General features: G+C 55.2%; 16 protein-coding genes and 1 tRNA gene. 4 read left to right on the forward strand and 13 right to left on the reverse strand.

Annotated elements, in window-relative coordinates; genetic code table 11:
* The gene (locus tag Abor_RS12715) at positions 1 to 1,476 is read right to left on the reverse strand and encodes a paraquat-inducible protein A (protein ID WP_371861273.1); all 1,476 of its coding nucleotides are present in this window, start codon (positions 1,474 to 1,476) and stop codon (positions 1 to 3) included.
* Positions 1,477 to 1,665: 189 nt separating this feature from the next.
* Between Abor_RS12715 and Abor_RS12720 the strand changes: the two genes are divergently transcribed.
* Positions 1,666 to 1,741, forward strand: a tRNA-Thr gene (locus Abor_RS12720).
* Between the two features lie 195 nt (positions 1,742 to 1,936).
* Here Abor_RS12720 and Abor_RS12725 read toward each other — a convergent pair.
* From Abor_RS12725 to Abor_RS12775, 11 genes are all read right to left on the reverse strand, one after another.
* A complete protein-coding gene (locus tag Abor_RS12725; RefSeq protein ID WP_048842267.1) occupies positions 1,937 to 3,640 on the reverse strand; it encodes an ArnT family glycosyltransferase in 1,704 nt (567 codons plus the stop codon).
* Complete coding sequence (locus Abor_RS12730; protein WP_371861274.1) at positions 3,634 to 4,467, reverse strand: glycosyltransferase family 2 protein; 834 nt, start codon at positions 4,465 to 4,467, stop codon at positions 3,634 to 3,636. Before Abor_RS12730 ends, Abor_RS12725 begins: the two co-directional genes overlap by 7 nt.
* Positions 4,415 to 4,924: a F0F1 ATP synthase subunit B gene (gene atpF, locus Abor_RS12735; RefSeq protein ID WP_256940315.1), complete on the reverse strand. Its 510-nt coding sequence runs from the start codon at positions 4,922 to 4,924 to the stop codon at positions 4,415 to 4,417. The genes Abor_RS12730 and atpF overlap by 53 nt, the downstream gene beginning before the upstream one ends.
* Before the next feature lie 18 nt (positions 4,925 to 4,942).
* Positions 4,943 to 5,533: a F0F1 ATP synthase subunit B family protein gene (locus Abor_RS12740; protein ID WP_048842268.1), complete on the reverse strand. Its 591-nt coding sequence runs from the start codon at positions 5,531 to 5,533 to the stop codon at positions 4,943 to 4,945.
* A gap of 41 nt (positions 5,534 to 5,574) precedes the next feature.
* Positions 5,575 to 5,799, reverse strand: a complete 225-nt coding sequence (locus Abor_RS12745; RefSeq protein ID WP_003624142.1) for an ATP synthase subunit C family protein — start codon at positions 5,797 to 5,799, stop codon at positions 5,575 to 5,577.
* A gap of 52 nt (positions 5,800 to 5,851) precedes the next feature.
* Entirely contained in the window at positions 5,852 to 6,601 is a 750-nt protein-coding gene (locus Abor_RS12750; protein ID WP_048842269.1) for a F0F1 ATP synthase subunit A, read from the reverse strand.
* A 62-nt stretch (positions 6,602 to 6,663) separates the two neighbouring features.
* Positions 6,664 to 6,963 (reverse strand): AtpZ/AtpI family protein, encoded by a 300-nt coding sequence (locus tag Abor_RS12755; RefSeq protein WP_048842270.1) that lies wholly within the window; start codon positions 6,961 to 6,963, stop codon positions 6,664 to 6,666.
* Between the two features lie 119 nt (positions 6,964 to 7,082).
* Positions 7,083 to 8,021: a signal recognition particle-docking protein FtsY gene (gene ftsY, locus Abor_RS12760; protein ID WP_048842271.1), complete on the reverse strand. Its 939-nt coding sequence runs from the start codon at positions 8,019 to 8,021 to the stop codon at positions 7,083 to 7,085.
* A 1-nt stretch (position 8,022) separates the two neighbouring features.
* A complete protein-coding gene (gene mtaB, locus Abor_RS12765) occupies positions 8,023 to 9,267 on the reverse strand; it encodes a tRNA (N(6)-L-threonylcarbamoyladenosine(37)-C(2))-methylthiotransferase MtaB (RefSeq protein ID WP_048842272.1) in 1,245 nt (414 codons plus the stop codon).
* The gene (gene dapF / locus Abor_RS12770) at positions 9,264 to 10,079 is read right to left on the reverse strand and encodes a diaminopimelate epimerase (protein WP_048842273.1); all 816 of its coding nucleotides are present in this window, start codon (positions 10,077 to 10,079) and stop codon (positions 9,264 to 9,266) included. The genes mtaB and dapF overlap by 4 nt, the downstream gene beginning before the upstream one ends.
* Before the next feature lie 73 nt (positions 10,080 to 10,152).
* Positions 10,153 to 10,554: a VOC family protein gene (locus tag Abor_RS12775; RefSeq protein ID WP_048842274.1), complete on the reverse strand. Its 402-nt coding sequence runs from the start codon at positions 10,552 to 10,554 to the stop codon at positions 10,153 to 10,155.
* 156 nt (positions 10,555 to 10,710) lie between these two features.
* Between Abor_RS12775 and Abor_RS12780 the strand changes: the two genes are divergently transcribed.
* Both Abor_RS12780 and Abor_RS12785 read left to right on the forward strand, forming a co-directional pair.
* The gene (locus tag Abor_RS12780; RefSeq protein WP_048842275.1) at positions 10,711 to 12,606 is read left to right on the forward strand and encodes a hypothetical protein; all 1,896 of its coding nucleotides are present in this window, start codon (positions 10,711 to 10,713) and stop codon (positions 12,604 to 12,606) included.
* Positions 12,607 to 12,720: 114 nt separating this feature from the next.
* On the forward strand, positions 12,721 to 14,562 hold the full coding sequence (locus tag Abor_RS12785; protein WP_048842276.1) for a DEAD/DEAH box helicase: 1,842 nt from the start codon (positions 12,721 to 12,723) through the stop codon (positions 14,560 to 14,562).
* A gap of 112 nt (positions 14,563 to 14,674) precedes the next feature.
* Here the strand turns inward: Abor_RS12785 and Abor_RS12790 are convergent, their stop codons facing one another.
* A complete protein-coding gene (locus Abor_RS12790) occupies positions 14,675 to 15,421 on the reverse strand; it encodes a hypothetical protein (protein ID WP_048842277.1) in 747 nt (248 codons plus the stop codon).
* A 154-nt stretch (positions 15,422 to 15,575) separates the two neighbouring features.
* Between Abor_RS12790 and Abor_RS12795 the strand changes: the two genes are divergently transcribed.
* Positions 15,576 to 17,162, forward strand: a complete 1,587-nt coding sequence (locus Abor_RS12795; RefSeq protein WP_084594539.1) for a S10 family peptidase — start codon at positions 15,576 to 15,578, stop codon at positions 17,160 to 17,162.
* The last annotated feature ends 11 nt before the right edge of the window (positions 17,163 to 17,173 follow it).

Below are 17,173 nucleotides of genomic sequence, written 5' to 3' on the forward strand. Positions count from 1 at the left end.
TCACGCTCTGTCCGGCTCCATATTACCCAAATGAGCACCCACACTGCTTTGCTGGCACGCTACTGCCCCAGCCGTACCGGCACTGGCGTGTGGGTCTGTGCCAGTTTGGGTACGTTTTTTTTCTACGGCGTCCCACATTAAACGCGGGTCAAAGGTATGCACGGCAAAAATGGTCAAAACAACAACCGCCGCAAAACAAACCATGCCCCCATTGGCAGTAATGCTCGCCATATGGCTGAAACGCACAACCGCCACAAGTATGGACACCATAAAGACGTCAATCATTGACCAACGCCCCACAATATCAATGATTCTAAAAAGTTTTGAGCGCAGCACCAAGCCTGTGGCGCTTTTGCGGGCTGTGGCAATAACCATAACGGCAAGCCCCACAACCTTGAGCACTGGCACGGTTACGCTGGCAAACAACACCAAAAGTGAGAGCGGAATCATGCCATCTTGCCATAGCTCTATGGCCCCTTCCACAATGGTGTGGCCACTCCCGCTGCCCATTTTAATAACGGTCATAACCGGGTACATATTGGCGGGCACGTAAAACACAACGGCAGAAACCAGCAATGCAATGGTACGGCTAAAGCTATTGGCTTTGCGCTTACGCACAACATGGCCGCAACGTGGGCAATAGCCCACTGGCTCTGTGGGGTGGACAGCGTGGTCAAACTCCAAAACCAGCCCACAGCTTAAGCAAGACACGCGGCTGGCTGAAGGGGCCGTAATTTCTTCATCTTGCTCTACAGACACAGCGCTTAAAGGCAGGCGTACACCCTGCATGGTGCGCATGGTGGTATCTATTTTACGCTGCTGCCAGATAAGCTCTGTATCGAGTGTGGCATCTGTTGCCGCCATAGTGAGCATAAGGGCAGCCACTAAATAGACCGCCGCCCCGACTTCAACAAAGGCAAGGTCTACCAGCTTGGTGTAGGCTACAAACACGCCCAGAATATACACCTCAACCATAGACCAAGGGCGCAGCAGTTCGTACCATTTCAGCAAATGCGGCACCCACGGCGGCAGGTTTGGCCTAAGGGCTGATGTCAGGATCATGCCCATCATGGCTATAACAATGCCAGGCGCCAGAATGGTGGCTATAGCCACCAGCACCCCGACCTCTCCCCACCCTTCGTGCAGCAGCTCCATGGGGCCGGTAATAATATCGACCGTGCGCTGCCGCCCATACAAATCAAGCATCATGAGGGTAGAAAACAGCATGGCCAGATACAGCGCGGCTGAGCTGATACAAAAAGCCAAAGGCGTTGCAATGGGGGCAGTTTTATTGCGCCGGTCTAGCATTTGGTTGCACCGCAGGCAGCGGGCCTGCGTACCGGGCTTAAGCGGGGGCAATTTTTGAAACTGGCCACAGCACGGGCACTCAACCATATCGTGCACGATATGCACGTGCCGGGTTTCATCAACCGGGAGTGCCTGCTCGGGCGAGACAGCCTCCCGCAGCAGATCCATGAAACGTGCCACCTTCATGCCAGCAACCTTAAAACGAAAATAAACACTTTGTCATAGTCCGCACAACAGATTGCAGCCATGCGGGGCGCGCTCTTTTACGCAACACCGCCTGTAGAAACCGCTTTTTGTAACATTCTCAGTTGCGTTTGTGCCATGAGCATGATACCTCGGCGCTCGAAAACTGGTTATGCCCGCTTAGCTCAGTTGGTAGAGCACGTCATTCGTAATGATGGGGCCGATGGTTCGAATCCGTCAGCGGGCACCAGTTTTCCTTCAATTTTTCCCCTATATTCTCAAATACCTTTTAAGTTGCTTGGCAGCTTACCCTGCTTTTGTGGTTGCAGGAAACCTTATGCCTAAACCACACGTGCCACACAAAGCCAACGCCAGAGCCAGAGCCAGAGCCAGAGCCAGAGCCAGAGCCAAGCTGTGCCGCATGCACCCTAACGTGCAAAGGCTTTTATGGTTTGGGGGGTTCTGTTGGCTCTTGCGGGGCCAAACCATAAAGGCTGATAGCCAAGTGGTGCCCGTTAGAATAATTAAGCCCAGAGACCATGCCGTAAGACAGCGCCTGTGCACCACCGAGTGCCGCCATAAAGGCTGCACGCTTTTTTTCATCAACTAACGCCAGCGTGCAGGTACGGTTGGCAAGCATCATGCTTGCAGCTTGCTCTACCCCTACAAGGTGTACTTTACCACCCAGCAAAAAGACCAAGCTTGGCTCAGAAAATGATACTGACGCCACTTGCGTTTGTGCACCGCAGGGTAAATGTGTTTGCACCAAGCCCGCCAAACGTGGGGCCAGCCAAATGCTCTGCAAGCGGGGCACAACAACCGTAAATAACCCAACATAAAGCAAGGCGGCACAGGTAGCACTGGTTACAAAAGCCCGGCGTAATTCTGCACGGTAAATTTGCACAGCGGCCAAGCCCACCAAGGGTAAGCAGCCGCCTGCTAAAACCAATGCGGGCAAAGACACAACATGCTCAAGCTGCCACAACAGCACAGGCCCAGCAGCGGCAAGGGCAACCCCTACTAAGGCCCAAGCGACGCCATAAAAACAAAGCAACCCACGCGCCCAAAGTGCTTTAGGCCATGCCTGCCATTGGGCAGCACCGCGTGCCAGCATACCAGCACTCAGCACAGCAATGGCCGGGTAAGTAGGTAAAACATAGTGCGGCAGTTTGGTGGCAATAAGCTCAAACACCACCCAGTGCGGAATAATCCAGCACAGTAAATATTTGACCGTTTGCGCCCTGCGGTTTTGCCAGATAGCGGGCACGGCCGCTGCCACAAAAAAAGACCCCGGCCAGAATGCCAGCAAAAATACCAGCACATGGTAACCCGGTGGCAGGCCATGCGCCTGCTGGCCCGAGGCCACCTTGCCCAAAAAATTGGTGCCTACAGCATTGGTAAAAAATGCACCGTGGCTCACAACCCCAATGGCTACACACCACGGCAGCATAAGGGCTAATGCAATGCACCAGCCCCATGCGGGCCTAAGCCTACGCCAAAGGCTGAGGTTACGCTCAACCAGTGCAAGGGCGAGTGGTGTACCAAGAGAAGGTATAAGAATAACCGGGCCTTTAAGCATAAGCCCGCACCCGATAGCCACCCAGAACAACACCGCGGCCTGCCAAGGGGTAGGCCGCCCGTTTTCACGGTCTAGCAAAGCCCGTACCAACGCAACCTGTGCCAGCAACACAGTAAGAAGCAGGGTCGAATCGATGGTGCCCATACGGCTTTCAGCCGTAACCAGTACCGAGACCATGAGCATAACACCGGCCATAAGCCCGGCTGTAGCCCCAAACAAAGCAGAGCCAATCCATGCCGTAAGCACAACCGACACCGACATGGCGAGCAAAGACGGAATACGATACGCCCAAACAGCACGCTCTTTAAGCGTACCCGTGGCCGCAACGGCTGCTGCTTCTAGCCAGTAAATACCTGCTGGCTGCAAATAGCGGGGTTTGTCTTGAAAGCGTACATCAACAAAGTTGCCACTTTCCAGCATCTGGGCTGTGGCTTCCATGTAGCGGGGTTCGTCTCGGTCGAAAGGGGGGATAGAGGCCCGACCGGGTAAAAACAGCAGAAATGCAAAAAGCCCCAGCAACGCAAGCGCCCGGCCAGACAGGCGTTGCCCGCTAAGCCAGTGCGTCAACATTCCTTAACCGATTTAGGCAAGCGGGTGCGGTTACGGAGCCATATAACGCCCAGCATATCGCGCACGCCAACAATGGCCCGGTTGAGATTGGTATATTTAGAATGCCCATGCAGCCGTGGCCGGTGCCTAACAGTGTGACACACTAACGGTACACCATAAGAGTTAAGCAATGCGGGCAAAAAGCGGTGTAGCCCTTCAAATTGCGGCAGGCGCAAAAAGGCATCACGCTGGAACAGTTTAACCGGGGCACCCGTATCTGGGCAGTCGTCCCGCAAGAGACGACGGCGTAAGCCATTTGCAAAGCGGGTTGCAAACCGGCGCGACCACCCATCTTGACGGCGTTTTCTAACCCCCACCACTAAAGGCGGCGTACCATTAGCAGAGCGGGCCAAAGCAAGCAGGGTGCCCAACTCGCGCGGGTCGTCCTGCCCATCTCCGTCCATGGTGGCAACCCATTCTGCTTTGGCGGCGGTAATACCGGTGCGCAACGCAGCAGACTTACCACAACACCGGTCATGAGAAAGCACACGAAGGTTTGGCAGGCAGGTAGCACGCTGCTGTTGCAGCACAGCTACGGTATTATCCTGGCTACCGTCATCTACAAAGATAATTTCTGTAGGGGGGAGAGACTGGCAGGCTTCGGCCAGCTCTTGGCATACAAACGGCAAATTATCGCGTTCGTTAAGAACAGCGATAACAATGCTCAAAACCGGGGGTTGGTCACCCCCGAGGGAGGTTTGGGCGGTCAAGCCGGGTCTATCAACCGGTGCTGGCTCAGGCCGCGCGGCGGGCCAGAGCAGCAGGCAAACCAGCAATAGCGCCATCAATCAAAGACGTGGCACTTTGTGCAGAAAGAGAGTCTGCAATAACGCCACGGCTTGCTTCAACAGCGACATCAATAGCTGCTTGGCGTACTTCTTTTACAGCGGCACGCTCAACAGCGGCAATGCGGTCACGGGCCATTTGCTCGTGGCGTTTTACCATGTCTTCTGCTTCTGCGCGGGCTTTTTCAGCGGCAGCAGCAGCATGCTGGCGAGACTGCTCAATAACAGATTTTGCTTCAGCCAGAGCCTGCTCACGCTCACGCGTGGCGTCTTCTAGCATCTGCTCAGCTTCGCGGCGCAAACGGGCAGCTTCATCAAGTTCTTCACGGATACGGGCAGCGCGGCTGTCCAGAATCGTGGTGATGGGTGCCCAGAGCTTACGACCGAAGAATACAAAGAACAGGACGAAGGAGACAGCGACCCAAAAACCTGCTTCGTGAAAAATGCCATTCATGATGATAATTCCTCTCGAGGCCTGTTAAACAGTCCGCTGTGCCGTAGCACCTTCAACCTTTTTGGCCACCAAAGCTGCATCAGCCGGGGTGCCGGTCAGGCGGCTGACGAGCGACTGGGTTGTTTCTGCTGCAATATCTTTAAGCGCAGCAAAAGCCCGGAGCTTTTCAGCAGCGACACGTTTTTCAGCATCAGCAAGTTCTGTGCCGAGACGTGCATTAATTTCTTCTAATTTTTGCTCAGCAATACGCTGTTCTTCGTCCAGCGCCTGCTTGAGATTTGCCTGAGCTTCAGCCAGAGCCTCTTTACGAGCCTGCTGGAGTTCTGCCACGGCGTTATCTGCATCATGCTTGGCAGCGCGCGCAACTTCGAGGTCGTTCGAAATGCGGTTGCTACGGTCTTCTAGCACGCGGCCAACACGTGGCAGCATGACCCGGCTGAGCACCAGGTAAAAACCCAAGAAAATCACACCCCCCCAGATTACCTGACCGGTAACTAGAGGGTTGTGAAAATCAAGCTGAGGCATCCCTGCGGCATAGGCACCAGGTGCCGTCATGGCCAGTAAAGACACGCCGGATACCACAGCGAGCACACCGGCACGAGTAGTCTTCATCATGACACCCACAGGAACTTCTCCCCTTTATTCCCGAACGTTTCTTAGACGAAGAGGATCAGGAACGCGATCAGCAGAGCGAACAGAGCGATAGCTTCTGTCAGCGCAAAGCCCAGCATGCCCAGACCGAAAACGTGGGGGCGAGAAGCTGGGTTACGAGCAATGCTGCTCACCAGCGTTGAAAAGATGTTGCCGAGGCCGATACCAACGCCGGCAAGGGCGATCACGGCGATACCTGCACCGATTTCCCGGGCTGCAGCGATGTCCATATCAGTCACTTCCTTGTTTAAAGTACAGTTCAAACGAAACGGGCAAAGCAGCTCAGTGAGCCACGGCCTCCCGCAGGTAGATGCACGTCAGGATGGCAAACACATAGGCCTGCAGCACACCAACAAGCAACTCAAGAGCCACCAGCGCCATATTAATGACGATAGGCCCGATCGCAAACACATCACCCACCACGCCAAAACCGGCGAGCATGATGACAAAGCTTGCGAAAATTTCAAACATGACGTGCCCAGCGACCATATTAGCAAATAGTCGGATAGACAGGCTCACGGGGCGAGAGAGAAAGGACAGGATTTCAATCGGGATCAGCAGCGGCGCAAGAGCCATGCTGGCACCAGCAGGCATAAAGTGCGCGAAGAAACGGAAACCCTGAACTTTCAGAGAAACGATAACCGTTAGCAAAAACACCATAACAGCCAGCGCAAGCGTTACCGCAATGTGGCTGGTGAAGGTGAAAGAGAACGGTAGCAGGCCAAGATAGTTACCGGCCAGAATGAAGAAAAACAGCGTGAAGATGAACGGGAAGAAGGCTGCGCCTTCTGGCCCGATAGTATCGACCGCCATGTTTCTGATAAATTCGTAGCACACCTCTGCGGCGGCCTGAAAACGGCCCGGAACCACAGCAGCAGGGCGCATACCAAAATACAGGAAAGCAAGAACGAGGCACACTGCCACGATCATGTAAAGTGGAGACTGACTGAAGCGCAGTGCGTCACCAAGCCCGCCAAGAACGGGATGAAGCTCGAACTGACCAAGTACATCGATACTGGAACCGCCCGCCAAAACCGTTCTCCTAACCCTTACTGTTCCAGCGCCTGCTTCCGGTGCTGGTGCCTTGCTGTTTTTTAGCCCTTTGGAGGTTGAACCAACCGCCAGACATTGAGCACTCCTGCACTACCCCCAAGCAGCGCGAAGAGAATAAGGAAGATAGCCCGGGTATGGAACCAATGGTCCAGCCCCCAACCAATTGCAACGCCTACGACAAGAGCGGAGATCATTTCCGTTCCGGCTCGTAGGGCCAATGCTGGCAAGGACTGTTCGGCCTCGCTTGGAGCATCAGCTTTTGGGTCTTCAACTTTCAGCCCGGAGCGGCGTTCTGCTGCTTCCAAACGTCGGTCGAAAGACTCGTTACTTTCTTCGCCCATACTTCGCACCTCCAGAAGGGTGCAGGCGCTTGCTAACGGGGCAGCTATTCGCTGTCAAGGAAGCATCACCGGCACGCGCGGGAAAATTGGTCACTTCTTCAAAAAAAACGACTTTTTGGTCACTCTTTTTCGGCTGTTTCGGGCAAGCCAACCAAACCACGGGCAAAATCGACCGCCTTAAAGGGGCGTAGGTCTTCTGCCTGTTCGCCCACGCCAACGGCGTGTACGGGCAGGCCAAAACTGTCTGCCAAGGCCACAACAATGCCGCCTCGGGCCGAGCCATCAAGTTTTGTCACCACCAAACCGGTAACATTCACCAATTCGCGGAAGACACGCACCTGCTCCATGGCATTTTGGCCGGTTGTGGCATCAAGCACCAGCAAAACCGTATGGGGTGCGGTTTCGTCAAACTTGCGCATAACGCGAATGACCTTGGCCAGCTCCTCCATAAGGGCGCTTTTATTGTGCAGGCGGCCAGCAGTGTCGATAAACAGAAGGTCTGCCCCTTCCGCTTTGCCGCGTTTAAGACCTTCAAACGCCAAACCGGCGGCATCGCAGTTGGGGGGGCCAGCAATAACGGGGCAATGTGTACGCTCCCCCCACACCTGCAACTGCTCAACAGCCGCAGCGCGGAAGGTGTCACCTGCCACCATCATGACCTTTTTGCCCTGCTCGCTAAAAGAGCGGGCCATTTTGCCAATGGTGGTGGTTTTACCCGTACCATTAACCCCAACAACCAGCACAACATGCGGTTTGTGCTCTGGGTTTGGCTCAAACGGTATGGCTACGGGGTCAAGAATGGTGGCAATTTCGTTTGCCAGCGCATCACGAATTTCTTCGTCCGTCACCTCTGTACCAAAGCGGGAAGAGCGGAAAGACTCGATAACCCGCTCTGCCACGTTGGGGCCTAGGTCTGCGGTTATCAGCAGGTCTTCGAGTTCTTCCAGCGCCTCGTCATCGAGTTTGCGCTTTGTAAAAACCGAGCTTAGCCCTCCGCCCAATTTTTGGGTAGAACGCGACAGCCCCTGTTTAAGGCGTGAAAAAAAACCTAGCGCCATCTCAAACCCTTTCTGCCAGCAGGCCGGTCTCGTCCACCGCTATGGCCCGCAGGCTGATAATCTCGCCAATTTCTGCTTCGCCTTGTGCCAAACGCACCGGCGCAAACTGCTCACTATGGCCGGATGTAGGGGTTTCCATCAGCACGCGCAAATTCTGGCCTAGCAACGTTTGGTAATAGTTTTGCGCACTTGCTGCCCCTACAGCGCGCAAGGTGGCCGCACGGGCCTTGCGCTCTGGCACGGGCACAGCGCGCATACGGGCCGCAGGCGTGCCCGGCCGCTCGCTATACGGAAAGACATGTAGGTACGGAATGCCTTGCTCGGCCAGAAACGCGCGGGTTTCTTCAAACAAGGCGTCATCTTCAGTCGGGAAACCCGCAATAACATCTGCCCCAATACCCAAACCGGGCCGTAAGGCGCGGGCGCGGGCAATAACGCTGGCCGCATCTTGCGCCAAATGGCGGCGCTTCATGCGTTTGAGAATAAGGTCTGACCCCGCCTGCAAAGAAAGATGCAGGTAAGGCATAAAGCGTGGCTCGTGCTCTAGTAGCCGCCAGATGTCCTCATCAATTTCCACCGGGTCTACAGACGACAGGCGGAGCCGCTCCAACTGGGGCACCAGAGCCAGCACACGGCGGCACAACTGCCCAAGGCTTGGGGTACCGGGCAGGTCTCCGCCCCAAGAGGTCATATCAACGCCTGTGAGCACAACCTCGCGGTAACCCGATTCGACCAAGGCCCGCACTTGCTCCACCACCACCCCAACGGGGGCAGAGCGTGATGGCCCGCGCCCAAAGGGAATAATGCAAAATGTGCAGCGGTGGTCGCACCCCTGCTGCACCTGCACAAACGCACGGGTACGGCCTGCAAATTCTGTTACCAAGTGGGCAGCCGTTTCTTTAGCCACCATAATGTCTGACACAGCGCGCGCTTCGTGCATGGCGCTGGCAGACCAGCTTTCGGCTTTAAGTTTTTCTTCATTCCCCAAAACACGGGTCACACCCGGCAGTGCGGCCCAGCGGTCTGGGTCTATTTGGGCCGCGCAGCCTGTTACCACAATGCGTGCGCCGGGCTTGTCGCGGTGGGCGCGACGTATGGCTTGGCGGGCTTGGCGCTCAGCCTCACCAGTTACCGCGCAGGTGTTGACAATAATCACATCATCGAGGGCGGCAGCATGCTCGCGCATAACCTCGCTTTCCCATGTGTTCAGGCGGCAGCCAAAGGTTAGAATTTCTGGCTTGGTCATGCGGGGTAATCAGCCAGAACGACTGTCCCTTCAAAAGACAGCGTTGCAGGGCCGGTCATGAGCACATGGTTGGTTTGTGCGCTCCATTCAATCCGCAACAGCCCCCCATCAAGCTCAACCTCACACACGCGCTCAACAAGGCCACGGCGCACAGCATTAACCACAGCAGCACACGCGCCAGAGCCGCAGGCTTCTGTTACCCCGGCCCCACGCTCATGCACTTTAAGGCGCATGCGGTTTGGGCCTTCAATTTTTGCAAAACCAATATTGGCCCGCTCAGGAAAAATAGGGTTGTGCTCAAGAGCGTAACCTTGCTCTAGCCCAGAGAAATCAGACACAAAAAAGGTAGCATGGGGGTTACCCATAGAGGCTGCGGCAGGTGCACCGGGCAAGGGTAGACTGAGCGTATCGTGCGCCTGTGCCAAGGGCACATCTTGCCAGCTTAGGCGCGGTTGCCCCATATCCACCGTGACCAGCCCATCTGGTGCAATACTGGCGGGTAATACGCCTGCACGGGTTTGCAGCACGGGGGCACGGTTGCCAGTCTGGCGGAACACAAGGTCTGCCACGCAGCGTGAGGCATTACCGCAAGCCCCTGCCTCTGACCCATCTGGGTTGAAAAAACGCACGAACACATCGGCCCCTTCTGCGCAGGCGGGGCGCAGGGTCACAAGCTGGTCGCACCCTATGCCACGTTTTCGGTGCGCGAGTGCGGCAATGCGCACAGGCGTGAGGGCAAGGTGGGTGGTGCGCTCATCAAGAATAACAAAGTCATTCCCGAGGCCATGCATCTTGTGAAAGGAGGTCAACATCGTGCGTCTTATACGGTAAAGTGGCCGCTAACGCCATGTGAAGGCAGGCGGCCAGCATGAGCAAAAACAGGTTTTAGACGAAACGCCCCGGCGCGCCGCGCTGAAGCACCTCAATTTTATAACCATCGGGGTCGGTCAGGAAGAAAAATGTGCCAATAACGCGGCCATTATTTTCCAGGGTTTTAACGGGGGTAAGTGTGAGCCCCTCTTTGTGCAGGCGGGCATGTTCTGCTGCTGCATCTTCTACAGAAACAGCAAGGTGGCCGTAGCCATTGCCTAGGTCGTAAGGCTCTGTGCGGCCGTGGTTAATGGTCAGTTCCAGCTCAAAGGTCTGCTCTGCATTGGCCAGATAAATAAGGGTGAAACTGTCAAACACCACTTTATCAACCGGCTTTAACCCCAAAGCAATTTGGTAAAATGCGACAGAACGTGCCTCATCCAGCACACGGAGCATGGAATGGATCATTTTTGCCACAGTTAAGTTCCTTTGTGTGAATGATTTCTTGACTGTTCATAGTGCACACACACACTTTCATGAAATTATTTTTTAAATAATGTGCTCTTTACGCACAGGGGCAAGAAATGGTTTGTGATTAAATAAATCACTCCTGCCCGGATTATCTAAAAAACCATGCTTTTTTTTCGTTCCATGTCTGGTTCGACTTTGCGCCGCGTGCGCGCAGCCCTGTTTGTCGGAACTGTTCTGACAACTGCCAGCTTGCCTTATGCCCTAAGCAGCATGGCTCACGCAGCAGCAGATGATAGCGCGTCTTTGGACATGCTGGAAAAACAGATGGCCCGCATTCAGGCCCAGCAGATGGAATTGCAAAAAACGCTGGTTGGCATGCAAAAACAAATTGCAGCCCACCGTGCGGCCTTAGCCCATAACGGTAAGGGCGGCAGCCTGCACCACGCAGGCACGGCGCATACCCAGCCCGAACCGGAAGATAGCAGCGAGTGGGCCGAGCACGAACCCCCACACGGTAGCCACACGGCTACAGCCATGAACACCCGTGCGCCCCACCACGCCGCCGGGCCAGACGCACAGCCGGTTTTTTCTGGGATTGATGACAAACCCGACGTAGAGGCCGTTATTGGCCACCGGGCTGAAGATATTATTTCGCACTTGGCAGAAAACGGCGTTGGCCCCCACCCGCGTGAAACCGTGGGCGCGCAGGCCGCTGGCGCACTGGGCGACCACGGGGTGTTTCATATGGGGCCGGTCAGCCTCATTTTGGGTGGTTTTTTAGATGCCTCAACCGTGCTGGAAAACCGGCACGTGCCCTCTGGCACCTTTAACTACTGGCAGGCCATGCCATACCCCAACGAGTCGCGCTACCACACCAACAACTTTGAGGGCAGCGCACGGTACAGCCGTATATCGCTTATGGCACGCGGCAATGTTGATGCACACTCAACCATTTCTGGCTTTTATGAAATGGACTTTGGGGCCGGTGCCGCCACAACAGATGCGTATGAAAGCAACAGCTACGCCTTTCGTATGCGCCAGTTGTATCTGGCGTACGATAACAGCGACATAAACTTTCATTTTCTAGCAGGCCAAGCCTGGACCATGCTTACACCGGGCCGCATTGGCATTATTCCACGCCAAGAAAGCCTGCCTGAAACCATCGAATCTTCTATGCTGGCAGGCCAGACATGGGCACGCCAGCTCCAGTTTAGGTTTGTGCAAGACTTCTTTAAGCACCGGCTATGGCTGGGCTTGTCTATTGAAAACCCTCAAACTCTGTATGACACCACAGGCTTCACTAACAATAGTGGCACGGTGCAACTGCCTAATGGTAAAATTGCGACCATCAGCAGTAACGGCACAGGGCTAACGAACGATGCCCCGTTCTCTAACGAAATTGCGCCAGACATTATTGGCAAAGTGGCGTGGGACCCGTCTTGGGGCCATTACGAGGCCGAGGGTATTTTGCACTTCCCGCATGACCGTGTTTCCAGCCTTGGGGCTGGCCACAACAACACGGCCATAGCGGGCGGCGGCGGTGGCTCTATGGTGCTGCCCGTTATACCGCAAAAAGTTGAGGTGCGCTTAGCCGGGTTGGCTGGCGTGGGTATTGGCCGCTACGGCTCCGTGCTGCTGCCAGATGCCACACTCAAAACCAATGGTGAGCCTGCCCCGATTCCCTCCGTACAGGCAACGGGTGGTATTATTGCCCACCCCAACCAGCGCATAGATGTGTATGGCTATTTTGGTTACCAAGCCGCAGGCCGCCGTTATTCTAATTATGGAGAGGGTGCTTACGGCTACGGCAACCCCGCCTATTCCAACCTTGGCTGTGGTATTGAATTGTCTGACTTAGGCTGTACCGCAAACACCCGCAGCGTGATGGAAGCAACCATTGGCGCATGGTACCGTTTTTTCAAAGGAAAATACGGTACAGTTGAGGCTGGAGCACAGCTTGCCTACTCCCGCAGAGACGCTTGGAAGGGCCAAGGCGGTGGGCCAGATACAAGTATGAGTCAGATATTTCTGGACTTCCGCTATCTCCCGTTCCAGTAACAGGGCACGCTTTGTCAAAAGCACGTTGGGCAAAAGTTCTCCGGCCAGACCTCTGGCCTTTCTAACGGGGAACCTTTATCCCCACCTTATTCTTGTTGCCTGGACCAAAAGTTGATGCCTTTTCAAAACGCCCCCGCCTCTCTCGCGAGCGCTCTTGCCGCTCGTGGGTACGATTCCGCAACCCCTGTTCAGGCCGCTGTCATAGCGCCTGAAGCCGAGGGGCGGGACCTGCTGGTTTCTGCCCGCACGGGCTCTGGTAAAACCGTTGCCTTCGGTCTTGCCATGGCCAGTACCCTGCTTGAAGACAATGGCCGCTGCCCGCTACCCGGCGCACCGCTGGCCCTTGTTATTGCCCCTACCCGTGAGCTTGCCCTGCAAGTGCGTAACGAGCTTGAATGGCTTTACGGCCAGACTGGCGCGCGCATTGTGTCTTGCGTGGGCGGTATGGAACCCCGCAAAGAAGCCCGTGCCCTGTCTGCCGGTTGCCACATTGTTGTGGGTACACCCGGCCGCCTGTGCGACCATCTGTCTCGTGGGCAGTTAAACCTGTCTAACCTGCGTGCCGTTGTGCTGGACGAAGCCGACGAAATGCTGGATCTTGGCTTTAGAGATGAGCTGGAAACCCTGCTCAAAGCTATGCCGGACACACGCCGCACGCTGCTGTTTTCTGCCACCATTGCGCGTGACATTGCAGCCCTTGCCCGCCGCTACCAAAACGATGCCTTGCGCATTGACACCCAGACCGGCAGCGCCCCCCACAGCGACATTAGCTACCGCGCCATCTTGACCGACCAAGGTGATATGGCTGGCACTATTGTTAACGTGCTCCGCCTTATCGAGTCGCAAACCGCTATTGTGTTCTGCCACACGCGTGAAGCAGTGCGGCAGTTGCAGGCTATCTTGACCGAGCGCGGGTTCTCCTCTGTCGCTATTTCAGGTGACCTTGGGCAAAATGAGCGTAGCCGCGCCATTGAAAGCCTGCGCCACGGGCAAGCCCGCGTGTGCGTTGCCACAGACGTTGCGGCACGCGGTATTGATATTCCAGACCTTGGGCTGGTTATCCATGCAAGCCTGCCGTCTAACCCGGCAACACTGTTGCACCGCTCTGGCCGTACTGGCCGTGCTGGCCGCAAAGGCACATGCGTGCTGTTGGTGCCACAAAGCCGCCGCCGCTTGGCAGAGCGCCTGCTTGAAGCCGCCAAGGTAGAAGCCGAATGGAGTGGCGCCCCCACCCCAGAAGCCATTGCCACAGCCGATGCAGAGCGCCTGCTTGCTTCTCCCGCACTGAATGTAGACGTGCCAGAAGCGGGTGAAACACACGACCTGATTGCCAAGCTGGCAGAAAGCCACTCTGCCCAGCAGTTGGCCGCAGCACTTATTTCTATGTGGCGCGAAAGCCTGCCAACACCAGCCAGCGTACGTGTGCTCTCCCCCGGCTCGGTGAAAAAAACGCGCGAAAGAACCCGCGATGGTGACCGCCCAGAGCGTGGCGAACGCGGTGAGCGTGCAGAACGTGGCCCGCGTGAAGCTGGCTCTTGGTTCCGCCTGTCTGTTGGCCGCGAAGACCGCGCAGACCCTAAATGGCTTGTGCCTATGCTGTGCCGCTTGGGTGGCATTAAAAAGCAGGACATTGGGGCCATTCGTATCCAGCCAGACCACACACTGGTTGAAATTGCACAAGATAAAGCCGAACGCTTCCAGTCTTGTGCAGCCGCGACAGACCCAGACGAAATTAAAGTAGAACCCGCTGAAGCCCCCCGTCAGGGCGGCGGTGGTGGCGGCTACCGCGGCAAGCCCGCTGGTGGCGGTGGCGGCCGTGATCGTGATCGTGATCGTGATCGTGATCGTGATCGTGATCGTGACGGCAAGCGCCCACCCCGTAAAGGCGGCGGCGGCGGTTTTGGTGGCGGTGGTGGCAAACCAGCCTCCTCCTCCCGCAAGCGCAAAAGCTTCTAAGCTTTCTACAAAAAAGGCCCCTCTGTGTAAGAGGGGCCTTTTTTATGCGGCGCAGTTTACAAAACCCGAAAGGGCCAAAGCCTAAAAGGCCCAGCCCCTTTCGGGCAGCACATTACAGATGCGGGAAGCTGGTTGCCTGATTAACGGCATTTTTGGCGTTATCGCCAGTGCTCGTCCATTTTTTCTGGGCAGAGTTCAGCTTATCCTGCCATTTTTGGCGGGTAGCCTCATCGGCATTTTTCCATTTATCAGACAGATTTTTTTCAGCGTTCTGGGCTTTGTTTTGCCATTTCTGGCGTGTGGCTTCGTCAGCATTGTTCCACTTCTCTTGCGCACTTTTTTTGGTGCTGTTCAGCTTATCCTGCCACTTCTGGCGGGTCGCTTCATCAGCGTTATTCCATTTTTCTTCTGCGCTTTTCTTGGTGCTGTTTATTTTGTCCTGCCATTTCTGGCGGGTTGCTTCGTCAGCATTGTTCCATTTTTCTTGCGCGTTTTTGCCAAGGTTTTTTACGCTATCACGGTCAGCCTCAAGCCGCTTACGGGTGGCTTCGTCTGTGTTAGCCCATTTATCTTTGGCGCTTTTTTCAGCGTTAGTGAGCTTGTCTTGCCATTTCTGGCGTGTTTCTGAGCCAGAGTTTTCCCATTTATCGCGGGCGTTTTTGCCTGCATTTTTCAGGCCAGAAGACAATTGGTCTGCATCATTCTTGACAGCATTCCGGGTATTGGCCCACCCCTGTTGCGCCTGCTCTTGTGCGCAGGCAGCCGCCGTGGCGCAAGGTTCTGCCTGTGCTACGGTAGCAGACAGCAAAAGAGTTGCGAGGGGTAATCCCACCATGGAAATTTTTTGAATGAAGCGCATTAATAATCCTTTCCTGTGCCCTGTTCAAAACTTAGGGCAACGGTGTTTTATTAATCATGCAAATTTGTCAAAAAAAGAGCCAGAACCCTAACGTAACGCGTGCAATGCAACACAAGCATGTCTGATTTATTATATCTTTGGACGGGAATACTTCATGTTGGGCTTTTCTCTACTCTCTCATAGTGCAGCTTGTGCCACACTTACCCGTACTATGCGGCAGGGTGCGTTGGCTTTTTCTGTTGTGTTGAGCCTTTCTGCCGCCCCGCTAGGGGCCAGAGCAGAACCTGCCGCGCAGCAAAAGCCCCCAACCAAACCAGAGACCAACACCACCCCTAGCCCGGTTTTTCAAGGCGCTGCGGCTCTTTTGCCAGAGGATAGCATAACCCACCACAGCGCACCGTTTAACGGCCACAAACTGGCCTACACAGCCCACACAGGTACGCTCACACTGCGAGATGACGCAGGCAAGCCCACAGCCCGCATGTTTTATGTGGCTTACACCCAAGATGGTGCAAACCCAGCACGCCGCCCCGTGTCTTTCTTTTTTAATGGTGGCCCCGGTGCGGGCACGGCTTACCTGCACCTTGGGGCGGCTGGCCCTACGGCACTCTCTTTTCCCGCAGGGAACCCAACAGATGGCGCCAACGCCAAACTAGGCCCCAACCCAGATAGCTGGCTACCCCAAACCGATATGGTGTTTATAGATGCACCGGGCACGGGCTGGTCTGTACCAACAGATGAAAAAACAGCCGAAAAAACTTTTTACGGTATAAAGCCAGATGCCAAAGCCTTTGCAAAAACCATTCAGCTTTGGGCCAGCACAAACAAACGCCTGACATCACCCCGTTATTTGGTGGGGGAAAGCTACGGCGGCATTCGCGCTATAGAAGTGGCAGATGCACTGGCAAAACAACAAAACCTTATGGTGAATGGGCTTATTCTTATCTCACCAGCATTAGACATGAGTTTGCTCGACTCAACAGCCAACCCTTTGGCCACAGCACTTGTTTTGCCGTCGTTTGAGGCATCGCGTTTGGCCTTACAACATAAATTGGTGCCAGAAACCGCCGCCCACCAACTTGATGAGGCCTACCATTATGCACTTGGCCCGTACCTAAGCACATTGGTTAATACCCCCCCTACCGGAGAGGCCGCCAAGGCTTTCTATACCGAAGTAGCAGACCATACCGGCTTACCGCTTGATGTCATTTCTAAAGAACGCGGTGCCCCCCAAGCCGATGCCCACGATGTACGCAGCCGCGATGGACGGCTTTACACCCTTTACGACGGCACCCTCTCTATTGCTGACCCCTACCCAGAAGGCATTGACAATAGCGACAGCCCAGACCCCACGCTGGCTGGTTTTGGACGTGCTTACGGAAGTAATTTTGAATATTACGCTGCTACAGAGCTTAATTTTAAAACAGACCTTTCTTACAAACTCCTGAATATGAAGGTTAATGCCGCGTGGGATTTTAGAGGGAATGATGAACCCGTAGCCCACCAAATTCCTACCCTGCGCCGCCTGCTTGCCCTCAACCCAACCCTACGCGTGTTTATTGCCAATGGGTATTATGACCTTGTATGCCCCTTTGCCAGCACACGCTGGGTTGTGGAGCATATTCCGGTAGGGCATAACCGTATTGGGCTACATACCTACCCCGGCGGGCATATGCTTTACACACGCCCAGACACCAGAGCGGCTCTTGCCCGTGATGTACAAGCATTTTTAACACCGTAAGAAAATTTCCA

Source organism: Acetobacter orientalis, assembly GCF_000963965.1.
GTDB lineage: Bacteria > Pseudomonadota > Alphaproteobacteria > Acetobacterales > Acetobacteraceae > Acetobacter > Acetobacter orientalis.

Coding starts and splice junctions, on each gene's coding strand:
- Abor_RS12715 (WP_371861273.1), bottom strand. CDS start 1,476: ATGGATCTGCTGCGGGAGGCTGTCTCGCCCGAGCAGGCACTCCCGGTT.
- Abor_RS12725 (WP_048842267.1), bottom strand. CDS start 3,640: ATGTTGACGCACTGGCTTAGCGGGCAACGCCTGTCTGGCCGGGCGCTT.
- Abor_RS12740 (WP_048842268.1), bottom strand. CDS start 5,533: ATGATGAAGACTACTCGTGCCGGTGTGCTCGCTGTGGTATCCGGCGTG.
- Abor_RS12745 (WP_003624142.1), bottom strand. CDS start 5,799: ATGGACATCGCTGCAGCCCGGGAAATCGGTGCAGGTATCGCCGTGATC.
- Abor_RS12755 (WP_048842270.1), bottom strand. CDS start 6,963: ATGGGCGAAGAAAGTAACGAGTCTTTCGACCGACGTTTGGAAGCAGCA.
- ftsY (WP_048842271.1), bottom strand. CDS start 8,021: ATGGCGCTAGGTTTTTTTTCACGCCTTAAACAGGGGCTGTCGCGTTCT.
- mtaB (WP_048842272.1), bottom strand. CDS start 9,267: ATGACCAAGCCAGAAATTCTAACCTTTGGCTGCCGCCTGAACACATGG.
- dapF (WP_048842273.1), bottom strand. CDS start 10,079: ATGTTGACCTCCTTTCACAAGATGCATGGCCTCGGGAATGACTTTGTT.
- Abor_RS12780 (WP_048842275.1), top strand. CDS start 10,711: ATGCTTTTTTTTCGTTCCATGTCTGGTTCGACTTTGCGCCGCGTGCGC.
- Abor_RS12785 (WP_048842276.1), top strand. CDS start 12,721: ATGCCTTTTCAAAACGCCCCCGCCTCTCTCGCGAGCGCTCTTGCCGCT.
- Abor_RS12790 (WP_048842277.1), bottom strand. CDS start 15,421: ATGCGCTTCATTCAAAAAATTTCCATGGTGGGATTACCCCTCGCAACT.
- Abor_RS12795 (WP_084594539.1), top strand. CDS start 15,576: ATGTTGGGCTTTTCTCTACTCTCTCATAGTGCAGCTTGTGCCACACTT.